This window comes from Streptomyces sp. NPDC127117 (genome assembly GCF_042677325.1).
Lineage (GTDB): Bacteria > Actinomycetota > Actinomycetes > Streptomycetales > Streptomycetaceae > Streptomyces.
This window is the reverse complement of the sequence record NZ_JBHXTM010000001.1, coordinates 20,349-36,515: the sequence shown is the minus strand read 5'-3', so window position 1 is coordinate 36,515 and position 16,167 is coordinate 20,349. Positions and strand designations below refer to the sequence as shown.

The window sequence follows — 16,167 nt, the reverse complement described above, 5'->3', positions numbered from 1 at the left end:
TTACGTACGTCCAGGAGCCGCCTTCGCGCCCGTCGACAACGGTCTTGATACTGGTGGGCCCTCGTATTCAGCTGTCGCCAATTCTCCGAGGAGTCCAACCGGCTGGTGACCTTGTGTGATCGCCAGCCGCGTACGGCTCCGCGTCCCGCCGGTCTCCTCGAGGAGGCGGCTGGTGGTCGTGTCGTGGTAGCCGAGAGCGTCCGCGATGACGGGGCGGGCAGTTCAAGGAACTGCTGTCGGCTGGCCGCACCGCGGACGGCTTCGACCGCGACGCCGATCCCGCACATGACCGCGGATAGGTGGTCGGGGCGGCCCGGCTGGGGAAGAGCCGGCGGGGTGCCCGGCCGAACCGGGTGCCGTCGATCAGCGTCTGACGATCCGGTCGAGGACTGTGGCGATGCCGGACTTGACCGCGTCGCGGTGGTGGAGGGGTTCCGCGGGCAGTTCGCTGGTGGGGCGTACACCCCGGTCGGCGAGGATGTAAAGCAGGCGCAGGGTACGCAGGCAGTTGCTGATGTGAGCGGGCACCGGAGTGCTGATGCGGTCGGCCCCGAAGCGGTCGGCGATCGGATCCAGCCAGCCGACGGCATCGCGCTCACTCAGGTCGGTATGGGTGAGGACCCGGGCGATCGCCCGGGCGAGGCGGTCGTCCTCCATCTGGTCGTAGACATGGTCGGTGGGCGCCATCAGCCGCGCGGCAGCGAGGTTCAGCATCCGCACCGGCGCCACCTCGGGGTGGCGACCGAAGCTGGCAAGCAGGTCCGCGCCATGCGCCACCGCGTGAAGCCAGCCGAGCGTCTCGTCGTGGCCACGCAGATCCTGCTCCGCCGGGTACCAGTGCTCGAACGCCTCCACCCAGCCGGCCTTGAAGTCCCCTGCGGCCACCAGCATGTCGAGCACGAGAGGCGCGAAGGTGCGGGCCTCGACCCGCGGGTCTGTGAACCGGGTCGCCATCTCGTCCCCCAGCTCCAGCCGCCGGGACGTCCCGATCGCCCCGCGAGCGATCCAGGTCGCGAGGACGGCGTAGGGCGCGCCGTCCCGGACCAGTGGATCGGGATCTGCCAGGGCACGGGACAGCTCGCGGACGAGGTCGTCCATGGGCCGGTCAGCGGGCACGGCACAGTCGGCGGCCTCGACGCTCTTCCAGTCGGTCATGGCGGGCAGAATAGGTCCACACCGTTGCCCTGCGCCTGCGAATTATGTCCAGGATTTTATCTCAATCCGTCAACTTCCCGACCAGACTCGGCAGTTCTGACGTCGTTATCACCCTGCCCGCTGAAGCCGCACAGGGTGATGCGCGGCGGCCCGGTCCAGCGCGGGATCGCCGCGAGCCCGTGACCGGCCGAAGCCGGACCACTGGTCACGCGCTGCTTGCATTAGCGGTACAGCCGTTAGCGCTGAGGAATGGTCTTGGCTTCCGTCGCTTGCTGGGAGTCGGCGGCGGTCAACTGGGCGCGCTGGGCGACCAGGCGCTCGCGCAGGTCGATCTCCTCGGGGGCGAGCGGGACGCAGGGCGGGAGGATTCGCGCGGGCTTGGGCCGCAGCGACTCGCCGTCGTCCACCGCGGCGAGCGCGGCGGCCTCCTCGGCGCCGGCGAGCGCCCGGTAGACCGAGGCCACCGACGGATGCTCGCCGGCGTCCCTGCCGGTCTTGATGACGAGCTTCTTGGCGATCTCGGGCACCGGGACGCCCTTGTCCTTGAGCGTGACGGCGAAGGTCGGCATGTCGTCGTCGATGACCTTCGGTCGGCCGCCGTGGTTGCGCTTGCGGGCGGCGGTCTGCTGGCCCTCCAGGGTCTTCTCCCGGATGTAATTGCGGTCGAGCTGGGCGGCGACGGCCAGCACGGCGAAGAGCATCGAGCCCATGCCGCCCGGGGCGTAGACGCCGGTGGAGCCGATGGTCCTCATCGGACAGCTGACCCAGTTCCCTCCCTGGGGCGATCTCTATCCGATCAGATGCTGAGTAGGGTTGTGGCCATGGCCAAGGGGATGGGGCGGCGGCCCAAGGTGGACCTGGACAGCGGCGTCGAGGACGTGACGCTGTCCATCCTGGAGTGGCTTGGTGCGCAGGGGGTCGGTGCCATGATTCGGGTCGACGCGGAGCGCATGCGCGATGGTCAGCCGGCGTGGACATTTGCCGCTTCTGGTGGACCGCTTGACGGTGGGATGAGGGCCGACGGGGCCTCGGTCGCCGAGTGCATGGGCAGGGCACTGCTTCGATTGCGCGAGTCCGGGCTGGCCGTTCCATTCTGAAGTCGTGATCCGCCTCTGAGCTGATCGCGTTCGGTGATGCTTTCGGGGCATCTGGTGGTCTTGCCCACGTCGTAGCGGGTGGCAGGGTGCCGGTTCTTCGAGCCGAGTGGCCTGCCGGGGCCCGGCAGGCTGGGTTTGGGTTCACGTGCCGGGCAGGACAGGTTCGGGCGCAGGTTTCTGACCCCCCGGCGGACCCGGGCGGGGGTGAGCAGGCCGGGTCCGGCCGGTTTCTCCCAGGGACGGCGGAGGTCCGCGGCCAGCGGCCGGGCGAGGCGTAGTTGTGTGTGCCGCGACGATGAGCCATGTCCACCGGTCCGCTGCCTCGGGGGTGCGGAGCTTCGGGCGGGTCCAGCCCAGCGTCTGCTTGATCATCCGGAAGGTGTGTTCCAGGTCGAATCTGCGTAGGAATGCCTGCCGGCGCAGGTCGACTCACTCGCCCGGCAGGCCGGTGGCCGACGTCCACAGCCAGACGGGGAGCGGATCGTGGCCGCCGGGTAGGCGGTCGACTTCCAGGCGGATCAACGTGCCCTCGATGACGGGTAGTTCGCCGGTATGGTCGATCCACGGGGAGCGGGTGGTCAGCCGAGGATGGATACGGTCCCAGGCCGTCGCGCGAACGGTGCCGTAGCGGTCGTTGACCTGCACGGTCGCGGCGACGGGCTCGCCCCAGGTGTCGGCCTTGGCGAAGCGGAACTCCTGGCCGTGCTTGGGCGGGCGTCCGCCCTGCGGCGGTGAGATCCACGGCACCGGGACCGGCTTGTGCATCCCACGGTCCGTGCACATCCGCCCCAGGACCTCCACCGGTAGTCCTTCCAGCAGATAGGCCATGCGCGGGGCGTCATAGCCGGCGTCGAAGACGATCAGAATGTCTCGGTCACCCGCCTGCCAGCGGCCCATGTCGATGAGGTCCTCGACCACACGGCGGACCTGGGCAGCGGTGACCTCGGCGACATTGTCGGCTGGCCTCAGCCGCAGTGCGTCCAGGATCTGACACCACGAGGTCCGGCCTGACTCCAGCGCGGCAACGAACGAGTACGGCCAGCCGGGCACGAACTGGTCCGAGGAGCGTCCGCTGCGGCCGTAGACGTGACAGAACAAACGATCCGGCGCGTCCGGCCGGAGCCAGTGGGTGACGTCCACCGCCAGGACCAGACGCCCGTCGGCAGCCTCAGGCTGTGGCAGCCCAGCCAGCACCTGCCGCAGCTGTGGCACATCCACGTGCCCGTGGTTCAGCGCGTCGTACATCGCACCGTGCCCACGCCGGTGTTCGTCCGTCAGCTTCAGATCCACCGGCGTGGTCACCGGGCCGTCCGCGCACAGCACCGCGTCGGTCAGCTCGAACAGCGTGTCCCCGCGCACGGTCAGACAGTCGAAGAAGTCGGCTCGGAAGTGTGAGGCCACCGCGAACGCTTCGCGCCGGACATCGTGATGCAGCACACTCATTCCCCCACGACCTTCGTACTGGTCAAGTGCCTCTTTGGCCGGGGCACAGGATCAGGCGGAGGCCGTGTTCACGTCCCCGGAATCCCCGTACGAGCGACCGCGTTCGGGGCATCGTTCGAGGTCAGACCATAAAGAACAAGCTGAGAAGCCGTTGCCATACCGATCATGGAGTCTGTCGATCGAACGGGAGTTTCGATCGGGTGATCGCGGGCCCTGCACGGTATGAGAGCAGGGCCTGGCGGTATACGGGGAAAATTCGGGGGAGCGGACGGCCGCGCGCTGCTACGGTCGGGCGCCATGAGCTGGCTTCCCGATGACTTCGTCCACCCCGTCCTGGTACCGCTGCCGGGCGGTGGCCATCACCTGCGGCCGATCCGGGAGGCGGACACCCCGCTCGACTATCCGGCTGTGATGGGTTCGCGCGAGCGGCTGTGGACCATCTTCGGCCCGGCCTGGGGCTGGCCCGCGGCCACCATGACCTACGAGGCCGACCAGGCCGACCTGTTGCGGCACGAGAAGGAGATCGCCGCACACCAGTCCTTCAACTACGCGCTGTTCGACGCGGCGGAGACAGGTCTGCTCGGCTGTGTCTACATCGACCCACCGGAGAGGGCCGGCGCGGACGGCGAGATCTCCTGGTGGGTGGTGGACGAGCTGGTGGGCAGCAAGGTCGAGCAGGCCCTCGACGCGCTGGTGCCGCAGTGGGTCGCGGCCGACTGGCCGTTCGAGCAGCCGCGCTTCCTCGGCCGCGAGATCTCCTGGTCGGACTGGCTCGCCCTGCCGGAGCATCCCGACTCGTAAGTGGTTGTTGCCCGTACCGATCTCGAAGGCTGTCGATCGAACGGGAGTCTTGATCGGGTGACTGCGGCGGTTTCCGCGAGTGAGAGCAGGGCCTCCAGGTAGCTCGGGGGTGCGATCCCATTCCGAGTGGTTCCCGGAGGCTCTGTTGTCTTTGCTGTACGTGCCCGGGCATGTTGACCTCAACTCGCCCGCCGTGTCGTCCCATCGACGCGCAGTCGGTGCGGGCCGCCGTGACGGTGCCGGCCGCCTCATGCGGCTACGACGGCGGGAAGAAGGTGCCGGGCCGCAAGCGGCACATCGCGACCGACACCCTCGGCCCACTCCTGGCCGTCGCGGTCACGGCTGCGAACATCGGCGACCGGGACGTCGCGTCGGGCCTGCTGATGCGGCTGCGCCGTCTGTGTGCCGTGGCAGTGTGGCCCATTGCGATCGACGTGGGAGAGGTCCCCTCACGTCGACTGACGGAGACGGGGCGGGCCTGCCCCTGTCTGTCCGCGGGTTCGAATCCCGTCGGCACCGCAACCGACCTTGGCCTGGGCCGGCGCACAGGAGGGCGTTGTCACATTGGTGCGGTGTTGATCGATTGGGGGCGCGTCAGGGTGCGTAGGGGTCGGGTGGGGGCCTGGCTTACGCTGCGATGGGCTGGTCGGTGGTGCCGGTGATCCCGTCCCAGATGGCGAAGCGGGTGGTCATCTCGGTGCGGTATTCGGTGGCGGTCATCAGGTGGCGGCGTGGTCGGAAGTGCGGTGAGATGCCGCTGAACGCGGACAGGCACCGCTGGGCCCCGCCGGTACTGCGGAAGCCCTCCATCGCGCGTTCGCGCTGCCTCGTCGGCTGATGACTGCTCTCGGCCCGGTTGTTCGGGCCTTGGTGGGAGTGGTGCTCGACCGAGGGCATCACCTCGCGGCGGGCCGCTCCGTAGGAACGGAGCCTGTCCGTGACGACCACCCTCGGCACGGCCCCGATTCCTTTGAGGAGCCCACGGAAGAAGCGCCTGGCCGCGGCCTTGTTGCGCCGGTTCCGGACGAGGACGTCCAGCACGTTGCCGTTCTGGTCGACCGCGCGCCAGAGGTACTTCTGTCCGTCGTTGATCGTGATGAAGACCTCGTCAAGAGGTGTTGTCCGAGATCGAGAAGGGGGCGACGACCAGGCCGCCCTTCTTGACGGTGGTCACCTCAGAGCCGCCGGTGGCTTCGACGATGGCGATGAACTCGGTGCCCCATCCCATCCGGGCCGGGCCGGGCCGGGCCGTCCTCGGCCTTCATCGAGGCGTAGGGGGTGCAGTCGCTGCCGCAGATGCAGGATCCCGGTGATGCGGACCAGTGCGTCGGTGGGCTGCTTGAGGACGGGGCCCGGGGCGTTCTCGATCCGGACGTCGCCGGCGCCGTACATGAGGGTGGCACGCAGGGCAGCGAGCCCAGCCCCACCGCCTCGCGCACCTCCCTGGTCTTGACCGGCCCGTCGGACGCACCCGCGAACACCTGCACAATCCGCTGATAGTCGGCGGGCAGCAACTCTTGGCTCAGCCCCTCGACGCGGTGCGGCACGAGCAGCATCCCGCCGGATCGGACTCCACCACCGGATCGTCCTGCCTGCCGCCGTCCATCGCCTCGGCGTACGGGCCGAACACCACCCCCGCGGCCTCCAGCCGGGCCACCTCGACATCGAACTCGGCGAACTTCCTACGAAGCCGCTCGGCGCGATCGGCCGGCACCAGACACCCGCGCGCTCGTTGGTGCTCTGGATCGTCCGGGTGACGAGGTCGCAGCCCATGGACTGCGACCTCGTCACCTCAAGCGCCGCTGCAGTGCTGATTCATGACACTTTTCGCTACGAGACTTGCACAGTGACCTTCTGCCCGTGTGCGACGGACACCTTGGCGTAGGTGTAGGTCTTTCCGTTGACGGTCTTCGTCTTGGCTCTTTGGGGGACGCCGTTGACCTCGATCGTCGAGTGGCTGCCGGGGAAGCGGGCCTCCCACTTGTAGCGGGCCGAACCAGTGGTGTTGGTCAGGGTCGACTTGGTGGCACCGTCATGACGCAGGGTGAAGGTGTTGCCGCCGATCTTGATGTCCTTGATCTGCAGCCAGCCCATTCCGGCGGGCATGCGGGACTGGGTGCTCAGGGCGCGCCCCGGGGCGTTGGGCTGCACGCCCATGAGGCCCTCGACGGTCTGGCTCAGCAGGGTGTAGGAGACTTCTGGGTAGTCGCCGTTGGGGCCTTGCTTGGACACCGGGTGCTGGTCGTTCCGCTTGTCGTAGACGTACTGCATCCACTTCCAGGCCGTGTCGTTGTGCTCGTAGCCGAAGAAGGTGTCCGGCAGGTAGCTGATCGCCTCGATGTTGGACGGCTTGCCGCTGCCGCTGGCCTGCTCGTCGACATAGTCGAGGTAGGCGTCGGCGCGCGCCCCCGGATTGATGATCTGCTTCATGGGCATGAACCAGCTGTTCTCCTTGCCCCAGCCGGTGAGTGCCTTGCCGTCGGTGGTGTAGCCGCGTACCATGTCGCGCCCTGAGCCGGAGCCGCTCCAGGCGTCGTTGAAGTAGGCCTTGAGGCTGTCGGCCTTCTGCTGGAACTTCTTGGACAGGGATTTGTCGCCCTTGGCGGCGGCCAGGCCGGACATCGCCCGGTACGCCTGGTACTGGGATCCGATGGAATCCCCGGACTCGGCCAGGTGTTCCTCTCCGACCTCGTTGTAGCTGGCGGCGCCCGCGAAGATGCCCTTGCCGGTGCCTTCGGCGACACCGTTCGGCTTGTTGGCGTCGTGGAGTTCGACGAAGTCCTTGGTCGCGTGCTTGTAGAAGCCCCAGAGCGTGCCGTCGTTGACGTAGGCGCTGTCGCCGCTCCAGCGGTAGGCGTGCTCGGCTTTCTCCACCAGTTCGAACGTGGCCGGGACCTCTCGCACGAAGGAGGTCGGACTCTGGTAGTCGATCGAGAGATATGTCTTGTTGTCGAAGTTGACGGCCCATACGGGGTAATACTTGTGCTCGGGCGTCGCGGAGCCGGCGAAGGTGCGCAGCATGGCTTTGTTCGCGTCGTTCAGTCCGAGGACGGAGGCACCGGCGAGCTGGTGGGCCATGTCGCGTGAGTAGTAGGCGCTGCGATGCGCGTACCCGGCCCAGTAGGACGGACCGTACGTCCCGGTGCCGGTTCCGGACCGGTTGCCCTCGTCGACGTTCAGCGGACCGGTCGTGCCGGGCATCTGGACCCAGCTGTTGGCCTTGCGCTTCGACCAGTTGAACATCTCGACGATCTTCGGGTCGGAGGACGAGATCTCCGGGTCGGCCGGCGCCGCGGGGGAGACCATGATGTCGTCGGCGTTGACCCAGCTGCTGCCGGACTCGAAGGCGAGCTCCAGCTGGTCGCCGTTCTTCAGGGACACCCGGCTGATCGTGTACCGGGCGTAGCCGGACCGGCCGGGCAGATCCACCGCACCGGCCTGCGCGCCGTTGACCCGGGCGACGAACCTGCCGCCCGGGCCGCCGGTGGCGATCCAGGCGGAGAAGTCGTACGTACCATCACCGGACGCCGTGACGGTCTGCGCCACCTTGTTGCCGCTCCCGGCATCCAGGTACGCGAGCTTTGCGCCACCGTGCGGTGCGTTGGTGGCGACTCCCGTGCCGGAAGTGAACGTCCAGCCTGTGGTGCCGTCCTCGAAGCCGGGATTGCTGAAGGTCAGCGCTGCGGTGGCTGCGATGGCCGGACTGTCCAGGGTCAGTGGTGTGAGCGGGGCGAGTGTGGCGAGTGTGGCTACGACTGCCAGGCGGGCAGGACGGCGATGCCTCATGGCGTACTCCAGTGCGGGGGCTCGAGTGAGTGGCCGAAAGCTAGCAGCGATGCTCGACGGGTTGCAATAGTCCTGCAAGCTTGAGATGCGGGATCGATCAGAAAGTTTTCGATCAACCATTGCAAGTAAGTCTGACTGGTTGCTAACTTCCCTGCAGTCGACCCGGAGTTCGGTCGATGCCCGAGCCGCATGTAGAGGTGGTCATCTCATGGACATGAGTCGTCGCAGAGTTCTTGGAGTGGGCGGCGCGCTTGCCGCAGGAGCGGGCCTCGGCGGCCTGACCGCCTGCTCCGGCACCGGCAGCACAGGCGCTCAGGGCGGCGATGTAGGTGACGCCACCAAGGGCTCCATCACGGTGTGGAGCTGGCAGGGCCCGGCGGCGGAGCTGCGGGCGCTGGTTCCGGCCTTCAACAAGAAGTACCCGGACATCAAGGTGACCGTGCAGGACATCGGGAACCCGGCGATCTGGGACAAGATCACCACGGGCATGGCAGCCGGAGGGGCGGGCCTCGCGGACGTACTGCACATAGGCGTCGACTACCTGCCCGGATACGTGGACCGCTTCCCGGGCCAGCTTGCCGATCTCGGCAAGCTGGGAGCCCACAAGTACCGGGACTCCTTCGCGAAGGGCCTGTGGGAGACGGTCTCGCCCAAGGGCGAACAGGTGAACGCTCTTCCGTGGGAGGCGAACTCGGCCGGGTTCTACTACCGTGCCGATGTCTTCGAGGAAGCCGGTGTCGATGTCGGAGCGCTCGACACCTGGGACGACGCGATCGAGGCCGGCAAGAAGATCAAGAAGAAGACGGGCAAGTACCTTCTGGGGATCGACAAGCCCGCCTCGCAGCAGGACTCGGCGAACTTCTTCCAGCTGCTGCTCCAGCTCCAGGGCGGCTTCTATTTCAACACCGACGGCGACATCACCCTCGATTCCGCCGAGGCCGTGCGTGCCATGTCGCTCATCAAGAAGATGAACGACGCCGGACTTGTCAGCGACATCTCCGGCGGCTGGAACGCGCTGATCAGCTCGATCAAGAAGGGAACGGCGGCGGTCCTGCCGTGGCCGACCTGGTTCGGCGGCATCATCGAGGAGACGGTCCCCGACGAGGCGGGCAAGTGGGGTGTGCGTCTGCCCCCGTCCGTACGCCGCGGCGGGGCCACCGCCGCCACCGTGAATTCCACGCACCTGGCCGTTGCCGGTACCAGCAAGCACCAGGCCGCGGCCTGGAACTTCGTGGAGTTCGCGCTGACGCGGCCCGAGTCGCAGGTAAAGATCTACCAGGGCAAGGGGATCGCCCCGGCCCTGTTGAAGGCGTACGACGATCCGGTCTTCCACGAACCGTCGAAGTTCTTCGGCGGCCAGAAGAAGGGTGAGATTTTCTTCGGTGCCCTCAAGGCGCCCTCGCCGGCGTTCAACTACACCTCCGACTATGCCCGAGCGCTCAAGGTGGTCACCGACGCCCAGACGAAGGTACTGCTCAAGGGCGCCGACCCGGCCAAGGTGCTGCATGCGGCGGCGGACCAGCTCGCTGCCCAGACCGGACGCAAGGTCGCCCGATGAGCGTTGTCACTTCCCCGACCCGTACGGTGCGAACGGAGGGTATGCGCGACTCCCGACCCCCGCGCTTGAGCGCCCGCCGTTTCGCGCCGTACGCCTTCGTCCTGCCCGCCGTGCTGCTGTTCGCCGCCTTCAAGCTCTACCCGATCGGCTGGTCGTTCATTCTCAGCCTCCACAAGACGGTCGACGGCGTCGACACCTTCGTCGGAGCGGACAACTACAAGCGGCTGCTGGACGACCCGCTGTTCTGGACGGCACTGAGGAACACGGCGGTCATCCTGGTGGTCCAGGTGCCAATCATGCTGGCGCTTGCCACTGGCCTGGCCGTCGCGTTCAACTCGGCATTCCTGCGGGCACGCTCGGTGTTCCGGCTCGGATTCTTCATGCCGATGGTCACCGGCCTCGTGGCGTACGGTGTCATCTTCTCAGTCCTGCTCAACGAGAAGTACGGGCTGGTCAACTGGCTGCTCTCACTCGTCGGAATCGGCGAAGTGCCGTGGCTGACTGATCCGCTGTGGGCAAAGATCTCCCTCGGTCTGGCACTGACCTGGCACTACACCGGCTACAACGCGGTGATTCTGCTGGCCCGCCTGCAGACCATTCCCAAGGAGCTGTACGACGCCGCCTCGGTCGACGGGGCCGGAGCCTGGCAGTCGTTCCGTCACGTGACCCTTCCGGGACTGCGCCCGGCGATCCTCCTCGCCACGGTGCTCTCCACCATCGGCACCCTGCAGATCTTCGACGAGCCGTACATCCTCACCCGCGGCGGCCCCGACAACGCCACACTCACCATCGGCGTGTACCTGTACCAGAACGCCTTCACGTACTTCGACTTCGGCTACGCGTCGGCCATCGCCTACGTCCTTGCGGTGCTGATCGGAGTCCTCGGCCTGATCCAGTTCCGGGTCCTGGGAGACAAATCATGACGACCCCCGCACGTGGCACCGCCCGCGCACCACGCACCGGCCTGCACCGCCCAGGCCGCGGCATCATGCTGACCTCGGGGCTGGCCATCGTGCTCGCCGGCGTGCTCCTTCCCTTCTACTGGCTCGTCATCGCCAGCACCCACAGCACTGACGAGATCTTCGACTCCACACCGCCACTGCTTCCCGGCGGAGACCTCGGCAAGAACCTCTCCAGCCTGCAAGAGACCGCATCCTTCGGGCAGGTCGTACTCAACTCACTGCTCATCGCGGTCATCTACACAGTCTGCGCCGGAGCCGTCTGCACCCTGGCCGGCTACGCCTTCACCAAGTACCGCTTCAAGGGCCGTGACGCACTCTTCGGCATGCTGATGCTGGGGCTGGTCATCCCGACCCAGGTCACACTGGTGCCACTGTTCAAGATGATGGCCGAACTGCACTGGCTCAACACGTATCAGGCAGTGATCATGCCCAATCTGGCGCTGCCGTTCGGCATCTTCCTCATGCGCCAGTCGATGGCTGCGCTGCCCGACGAACTGCTCGACTCCGGCCGCATGGACGGCTGCGGCGAACTGCGTCTCTTCCTGCGGGTCGTCCTGCCGCCGATGAGGCCCGCCCTGGCAGCGCTGGGCATCTTCCTGTTCCTCTACCAGTGGAACGACTTCATCTGGCCCCTGATCGTCCTGCGCGACAATGCCTCTCTCACCATTCCCGTCGCACTCGCCTCACTGCAGGGCGTCGACGACACCGACTACGGGGCCATCCTCACCGGAACGGCCGTCGCCGCCATTCCTATGATCATCGTCTTTCTGGCCCTTCAACGCCACTTCGTCTCCGGCCTGCTCGCCGGCGCTGTCAAGGAGTGATCGTGAGCACCCAGCCCACCGAGGCCGTCACCACCGCGGAACTGGCGCCCGCCACCTTCGAGCCACTGCTCGACACCGTGGAGATCGCCGTCCTGGCCCCGGACGCCGACCCCGCCTGGACACTGTCCGAAGTGTCCGGCGGCCTGAGAATGCTGCAAGTCGAAGCCCCCGGCTCACCAGTGGAGATCCGGCTTTCCGCCCCGCTCGGCGACACAGCCGGCTACTGGCACCCGAAGGCCGGCTGGAGCCGGACCCTGGTCGCCGACTGGGAAGGCAGGTCCAGGGTCAGCCTCATCGACGGCCTCGCCGCCGGCTGCCTCTACGACTACTCAGGCGCCACACTGCTCGCATTCGCCGCAGCCGACCCCGTCCCCGAGGTCGCCCTGCGCTTCGGAGTGTCCGAGGAGAACGACACTCACGTCGTCCACCTCGAACTGCCGCCTTCCACCACACCGCACCACATCCTCTTCGTACCACGCAGCCCCTCAGTCGCCTCGGCCATGCGCCTGCTGCGCGGCTGGTACGAGAAGCAGACCCCGGCTGCCATGCCAGTCCCCGAAGCGGCCCGACTGCCTCTGTACAGCACCTGGTACGCCTTCAACCAGCAGGTCGATGCGACAGCCGTCGAGCAGCAGGCCGCACTCGCCGCGGACATGGGCTTCGGCACACTCATCCTGGACGACGGCTGGCAGCGTTTCGGCAGCGGCCGCGGATACGCAGGCGTGGGCGACTGGCTCCCCGACACCGACAAATTCCCCGACTTCGCCACACACGTCGCCCGCGTACGCCGACTCGGACTGCGCTACATGGCCTGGGTCGCGCCGCTGCTCATGGGCCCCCGAACCGACTGCTACGAGCAATGGGCTTCCTACGCCCCGGCCCCCGCCAAGGTTCCCGGTGCTCACGTCCTCGACCCCCGCAACCCCGAAGTCCGCTCCCACATCGTCCGCCTGTGCGTCCGCCTGGTGCGCGACTATGGTCTCGACGGACTCAAGGTCGACTTCCTCGACGAAGCCATGGCCTACGCAGGCGACGGCAGAGGCGATGTCGGACAGGCACTCACACTCCTGCTCACCCAACTGCGCACCGCGTTGCTCGCCGAGCGGTCCGATCTGCTGCTGGAACTGCGTCAACCTTACGTCGGTCCGGGCATGGCCGCGTTCGGCAACATGCTCAGATCCTTCGACTGCCCAGCCGACTCCACGGCCAACCGCGTCCGCACGATCGACACCACCCTGCTCGCCGTTGGCGGTGTCGTCCACTCAGACCCCCTGCTGTGGGGCACCACAGCCCCCACGACGACCGCCGCACGGCAGCTCATCGGGGCACTTCACTCCGTTCCGCAGGTCTCCGTGCGCCTTGACGCACTCCCCGAGGCCCACGCCGAAGCGATCCGCTTCTGGCTGGCCCAGTGGCGCCGCCTGCGCCCCCAACTGCTCGACGGAACGGTCGAGCCCGGCCGCCCTGACGACCTCTACACCCTGGTGCAGGCCGGAGCGGACGGGGTGAACGTGGTGTCCGTGTTCAGCGACCGGACCGTACCGGTGCAGCCTGCGGTCCATCGCGAGACGGTTCTGATCAACGCAACTGCCGAGAACCGGCTGGTCCTGGAGGTCCAGGACGAGGGAGCGCAGGTGGAGGCCGAGATCCGTGATCCCTCCGGCCGTATCATCGAGCGGACCCGGATCACACTCAGGCCCGGCCTGCACAACCTGCCAGTGCCGAACATGGGGCTGGCCCTGATCCGGAAAACCGCATGACCCTGCCAGCGAAAAGGGGACGAATGAAGGTCGGCATCGTTGAGATCGCTGCCCGGGCGGGCGTGAGCGAAGCTACCGTCAGTCGGGTCATCAACCGGCGTCAAGGAGTGGCGACGAAGACCAGGGACGCCGTTGAGAACGCCATGACAGAACTCGGCTACGAAAGGCCCGTGGAGGGCCAACTGGTCACGGTGATCACCGAGCACGTCTCCAACCCCTTCTTCGCCGACGTCGCCGAACGCATCGAGGCGGCACTGGCACCACACGGACTCAAGGCCGTGTTGTGCCCGGCGTTTCCCGGAGGGGTCCAGGAACGGGAATTCATCGCTTCGATCATCGACAAGGGCATCGCGGCCGTCGTGTTCCTGTCCTCGTCCAACACCGTGGAGGGCGCCGACACCGAAACGTACGAGATGCTTCGCTCCCGACGCATCCCGTACATCGGTGTCAACGGGGGGTTCGCCGACAACGTTCCCGCTCCCGTCTTCTCCACCGACGACGCACTGGCAGCCGAACTGGCCGTGGACCATCTGCACCGTCTCGGTCACCGCACCATCGGCATGGCATCCGGGCCGGCTGGCAACCTCCCGGCCGACCGGCGTGTGCAGGGCTTCCTCGACGCGATGGCCAAACGGGGCAGCCAGGACGCCGAACGCTGGGTGATTAGGCAGTCCTACACCGTCGAAGGCGGTCAGGCAGCCGCGCATACCCTGCTACAGCTCGGTGCCACCGCAATCGTCGCAGCCAGCGACTACATGGCCCTCGGCGCGATCCGCGGCATCCGCCGGCAGGGGTTCTCGGTCCCTGAGGATGTCTCCGTCGTGGGCTACGACGGCTCCATGATCACGGAGTTTGTCGATCCGCCCCTGACCACCGTGAGGCAGCCGGCCGACCGGCTCGCCCTCGAAGTCGGCCGCAGCGTCCTGTCGCTCGTCAGCAACCGCGAAGTACCGACGGGAGAACTCTTCTTCGACCCCGAACTGGTGATCCGCTCCACAACGGGGCCCGCACCGCACAAGTAACTTGGGACCGCTACGGACCGCGCTGACACCAGCCCGGCATCCGACCGCAAAGTGGCCGATTCCTGAGAAGCTGGGTACCCGCTGCCGCAAGGTCACCCCGGGAACCAAGCCCACCGAGTAGCCGCACCCGGGCACTCCACCCATTGCGCGCCCCGACAACGACACCCGGGCCGAGACACGGTGGTACAGCCGGACGGCCCCCAGCCCGGGGTATTCGTTGTGGGTCAGCATCACTGACGGGTGGCGTGGTGCGACTCGTCACGCTAGCTGCCGCCTCGGCGAGACAACTGTCGTAAGCCCGGTCGAGACCCTCGGCAGCACGCACCTGGCGTGTGCCGGAGTTCAGCGTCAGGCCGCCCCGGCCGCCGCGGCCAGGATGCGGTGCAGGACGGGGATCGGAATCGCCGGGTTGGTGACCGCCGCGCATGCCGTGGCGCGGTCGTGCAGCAGCCCGGCAAGGACGCGGGTCGGCAGCTGCGGATTGCGTATGGCGGTCTCGCGGACGTAGTCCGCCGGGTCGTTCAGCAGCCGCACTGCGTCGGCCGGTGACAACCTGGGGTCCTCAGCCGCGCGGCAGCGCGCCTCGGCTTCGGGATCGCGGGCGAGACGCGCGACGTCGGCAGGCGTGGACTCCGGATCGTCCAGGGCCAGGCGGCGCATCCGCCCGACGGGGTCGCCGACGTAGCGCAACAGGCCCGTGCGGGGGAAGTTGGGGTGGCTGCGGGGGCGGCCGGGGTAGCTGAAGCTGCCGTCCCACCAGCGCCAGACCTCCAGCAGCAACTCGGCCGGCGCGTCGTCGCACGACTCGGCGAGGAGCAGACGTACCGTTCGATCCTCGTCCCGCGGGGGCTGGGGGAGGTCGGTGGCGAGATTGTTGATGGCGTCGGCCGCGGCCCGGTACGGGGCATCGGGCAGGTTGGTCGAACGTCTGCTGGTCTCGGTTTCGTCCTTGACGGCGTCAGCGATCTGGGGCAGCACCATGGTATCGAGACAGTGCACGTCGCGAAGCCCTGACGGAATGCCGGGCAGCACACAGGGGTGATCGGGGTGCGAGGTCATCCGGGCAGGGTTCCAGTTCTGCATGCTCAACGGGTTGCCTTTCGAGGAGATCGTCAGATCAGGGGATGGCGCCGGGGCGAGCGCGTTCTTTCCCGTCCGGGCCACGCCGAGACACCGCGGAACTCGGGCGCGACCCACGTGCGACGAGCCGGCACTGTACCGGGCCATTCGGTCCAGGGCTGCCGGTGCGACGAGGCGGGCGACTCCGCAGTGCTGACCGGGCCCGCGGGCTACCGCCCGCCGGGACGAAACCCCGCGCCGGTCACGGAGGTCACCGGTCACCGAGCAGTTGCGCGGCCATCGGCCCGGCCTGCTCGTTGATCTGCCGGACGATCTCGTGGAGCCGATCGCAGGGAACCGTCGGAAGGCGGTACGTACGGACAATGCCCCGCGCCCGGTCGGAATTGGCCTACATGAGGTGGGTCAGCTCGTGGTTCCCGGGGGTGCGGATCTCCCGCAGGGGCTCGCAGAAGTGCCAGGCGCGGTGCAGGGCTTCGGCCTCGTGGATGGGGCCGATGGTGTGGTTTCTTGCGCCAGGTCTCGAAGGTGCCGCAGTCGGGCAGCCACGTGGCGTGCGCGGGTGATCAGGTGATTGTCCGGGGGGATACGGGTCGTCGTGAGGGCCGGACCCCAGCGGCGCGGATCCGCGTTGTAGCGGCGGGATCCGATCAGGTCCATGCCGTAGTCGACGGCGAGATGC

13 protein-coding genes and 2 pseudogenes are annotated in these 16,167 nt (G+C 67.6%); 8 read left to right on the top strand and 7 right to left on the bottom strand.

The annotated features are described in order from the left end of the window. Positions 1 to 363 precede the first annotated feature (363 nt). Both ACFVH0_RS00195 and ACFVH0_RS00190 read right to left on the bottom strand, forming a co-directional pair. Positions 364 to 1,155 (bottom strand): DUF2785 domain-containing protein, encoded by a 792-nt coding sequence (locus ACFVH0_RS00195; protein ID WP_385817171.1) that lies wholly within the window; start codon positions 1,153 to 1,155, stop codon positions 364 to 366. A gap of 236 nt (positions 1,156 to 1,391) precedes the next feature. Next, on the bottom strand, positions 1,392 to 1,907 hold the full coding sequence (locus ACFVH0_RS00190) for a hypothetical protein (RefSeq protein WP_385817170.1): 516 nt from the start codon (positions 1,905 to 1,907) through the stop codon (positions 1,392 to 1,394). Between the two features lie 69 nt (positions 1,908 to 1,976). On the opposite strand from ACFVH0_RS00190, the gene ACFVH0_RS00185 reads away from it, so the two are divergent. Then, positions 1,977 to 2,252 (top strand): hypothetical protein, encoded by a 276-nt coding sequence (locus ACFVH0_RS00185; RefSeq protein WP_385817169.1) that lies wholly within the window; start codon positions 1,977 to 1,979, stop codon positions 2,250 to 2,252. Positions 2,253 to 2,266: 14 nt separating this feature from the next. Here the strand turns inward: ACFVH0_RS00185 and ACFVH0_RS00180 are convergent. Further along, positions 2,267 to 3,695 (bottom strand): annotated as a pseudogene (locus ACFVH0_RS00180) (NF041680 family putative transposase); the annotation flags it as partial. Between the two features lie 297 nt (positions 3,696 to 3,992). Here ACFVH0_RS00180 and ACFVH0_RS00175 point away from each other — a divergent pair. After that, positions 3,993 to 4,496, top strand: a complete 504-nt coding sequence (locus ACFVH0_RS00175; RefSeq protein WP_385817168.1) for an N-acetyltransferase — start codon at positions 3,993 to 3,995, stop codon at positions 4,494 to 4,496. A 170-nt stretch (positions 4,497 to 4,666) separates the two neighbouring features. Beyond that, complete coding sequence (locus tag ACFVH0_RS00170) at positions 4,667 to 5,158, top strand: transposase (protein WP_385817167.1); 492 nt, start codon at positions 4,667 to 4,669, stop codon at positions 5,156 to 5,158. On the opposite strand, the pseudogene ACFVH0_RS00165 reads toward ACFVH0_RS00170, so the two are convergent. The 3 genes and pseudogenes from ACFVH0_RS00165 to ACFVH0_RS00155 all read right to left on the bottom strand — a co-directional run. Then, a pseudogene (locus ACFVH0_RS00165) lies at positions 5,124 to 5,609 on the bottom strand (transposase); the annotation flags it as partial. The gene ACFVH0_RS00170 and the pseudogene ACFVH0_RS00165 overlap by 35 nt on opposite strands. A gap of 409 nt (positions 5,610 to 6,018) precedes the next feature. Continuing rightward, complete coding sequence (locus ACFVH0_RS00160) at positions 6,019 to 6,210, bottom strand: hypothetical protein (protein WP_385817166.1); 192 nt, start codon at positions 6,208 to 6,210, stop codon at positions 6,019 to 6,021. Between the two features lie 116 nt (positions 6,211 to 6,326). After that, positions 6,327 to 8,282 (bottom strand): hypothetical protein, encoded by a 1,956-nt coding sequence (locus ACFVH0_RS00155; protein ID WP_385817165.1) that lies wholly within the window; start codon positions 8,280 to 8,282, stop codon positions 6,327 to 6,329. Positions 8,283 to 8,490: 208 nt separating this feature from the next. Here ACFVH0_RS00155 and ACFVH0_RS00150 point away from each other — a divergent pair, with 208 nt between their 5' ends. The 5 genes from ACFVH0_RS00150 to ACFVH0_RS00130 are packed head-to-tail and all read left to right on the top strand — an operon-like array spanning position 8,491 to position 14,408. Then, positions 8,491 to 9,840, top strand: coding sequence for an ABC transporter substrate-binding protein (locus tag ACFVH0_RS00150; protein ID WP_385817164.1), 1,350 nt, complete (start codon positions 8,491 to 8,493; stop codon positions 9,838 to 9,840). Continuing rightward, complete coding sequence (locus ACFVH0_RS00145; RefSeq protein WP_385817163.1) at positions 9,837 to 10,763, top strand: carbohydrate ABC transporter permease; 927 nt, start codon at positions 9,837 to 9,839, stop codon at positions 10,761 to 10,763. Before ACFVH0_RS00150 ends, ACFVH0_RS00145 begins: the two co-directional genes overlap by 4 nt. Further along, complete coding sequence (locus ACFVH0_RS00140) at positions 10,760 to 11,626, top strand: carbohydrate ABC transporter permease (RefSeq protein ID WP_385817162.1); 867 nt, start codon at positions 10,760 to 10,762, stop codon at positions 11,624 to 11,626. The genes ACFVH0_RS00145 and ACFVH0_RS00140 overlap by 4 nt, the downstream gene beginning before the upstream one ends. 2 nt (positions 11,627 to 11,628) lie before the next feature. Then, the gene (locus ACFVH0_RS00135; RefSeq protein ID WP_385817161.1) at positions 11,629 to 13,386 is read left to right on the top strand and encodes a glycoside hydrolase family 36 protein; all 1,758 of its coding nucleotides are present in this window, start codon (positions 11,629 to 11,631) and stop codon (positions 13,384 to 13,386) included. Positions 13,387 to 13,409: 23 nt separating this feature from the next. Further along, a complete protein-coding gene (locus ACFVH0_RS00130; protein ID WP_385817160.1) occupies positions 13,410 to 14,408 on the top strand; it encodes a LacI family DNA-binding transcriptional regulator in 999 nt (332 codons plus the stop codon). Positions 14,409 to 14,756: 348 nt separating this feature from the next. Here the strand turns inward: ACFVH0_RS00130 and ACFVH0_RS00125 are convergent, their stop codons facing one another. After that, entirely contained in the window at positions 14,757 to 15,572 is an 816-nt protein-coding gene (locus ACFVH0_RS00125) for a hypothetical protein (RefSeq protein WP_385817159.1), read from the bottom strand. Positions 15,573 to 16,167: the final 595 nt, after the last annotated feature.

Coding starts and splice junctions, on each gene's coding strand:
- ACFVH0_RS00150 (WP_385817164.1), top strand. CDS start 8,491: ATGGACATGAGTCGTCGCAGAGTTCTTGGAGTGGGCGGCGCGCTTGCC.
- ACFVH0_RS00140 (WP_385817162.1), top strand. CDS start 10,760: ATGACGACCCCCGCACGTGGCACCGCCCGCGCACCACGCACCGGCCTG.
- ACFVH0_RS00145 (WP_385817163.1), top strand. CDS start 9,837: ATGAGCGTTGTCACTTCCCCGACCCGTACGGTGCGAACGGAGGGTATG.
- ACFVH0_RS00130 (WP_385817160.1), top strand. CDS start 13,410: ATGAAGGTCGGCATCGTTGAGATCGCTGCCCGGGCGGGCGTGAGCGAA.
- ACFVH0_RS00155 (WP_385817165.1), bottom strand. CDS start 8,282: ATGAGGCATCGCCGTCCTGCCCGCCTGGCAGTCGTAGCCACACTCGCC.
- ACFVH0_RS00175 (WP_385817168.1), top strand. CDS start 3,993: ATGAGCTGGCTTCCCGATGACTTCGTCCACCCCGTCCTGGTACCGCTG.
- ACFVH0_RS00185 (WP_385817169.1), top strand. CDS start 1,977: ATGGCCAAGGGGATGGGGCGGCGGCCCAAGGTGGACCTGGACAGCGGC.
- ACFVH0_RS00170 (WP_385817167.1), top strand. CDS start 4,667: ATGTTGACCTCAACTCGCCCGCCGTGTCGTCCCATCGACGCGCAGTCG.
- ACFVH0_RS00190 (WP_385817170.1), bottom strand. CDS start 1,907: ATGAGGACCATCGGCTCCACCGGCGTCTACGCCCCGGGCGGCATGGGC.
- ACFVH0_RS00195 (WP_385817171.1), bottom strand. CDS start 1,155: ATGACCGACTGGAAGAGCGTCGAGGCCGCCGACTGTGCCGTGCCCGCT.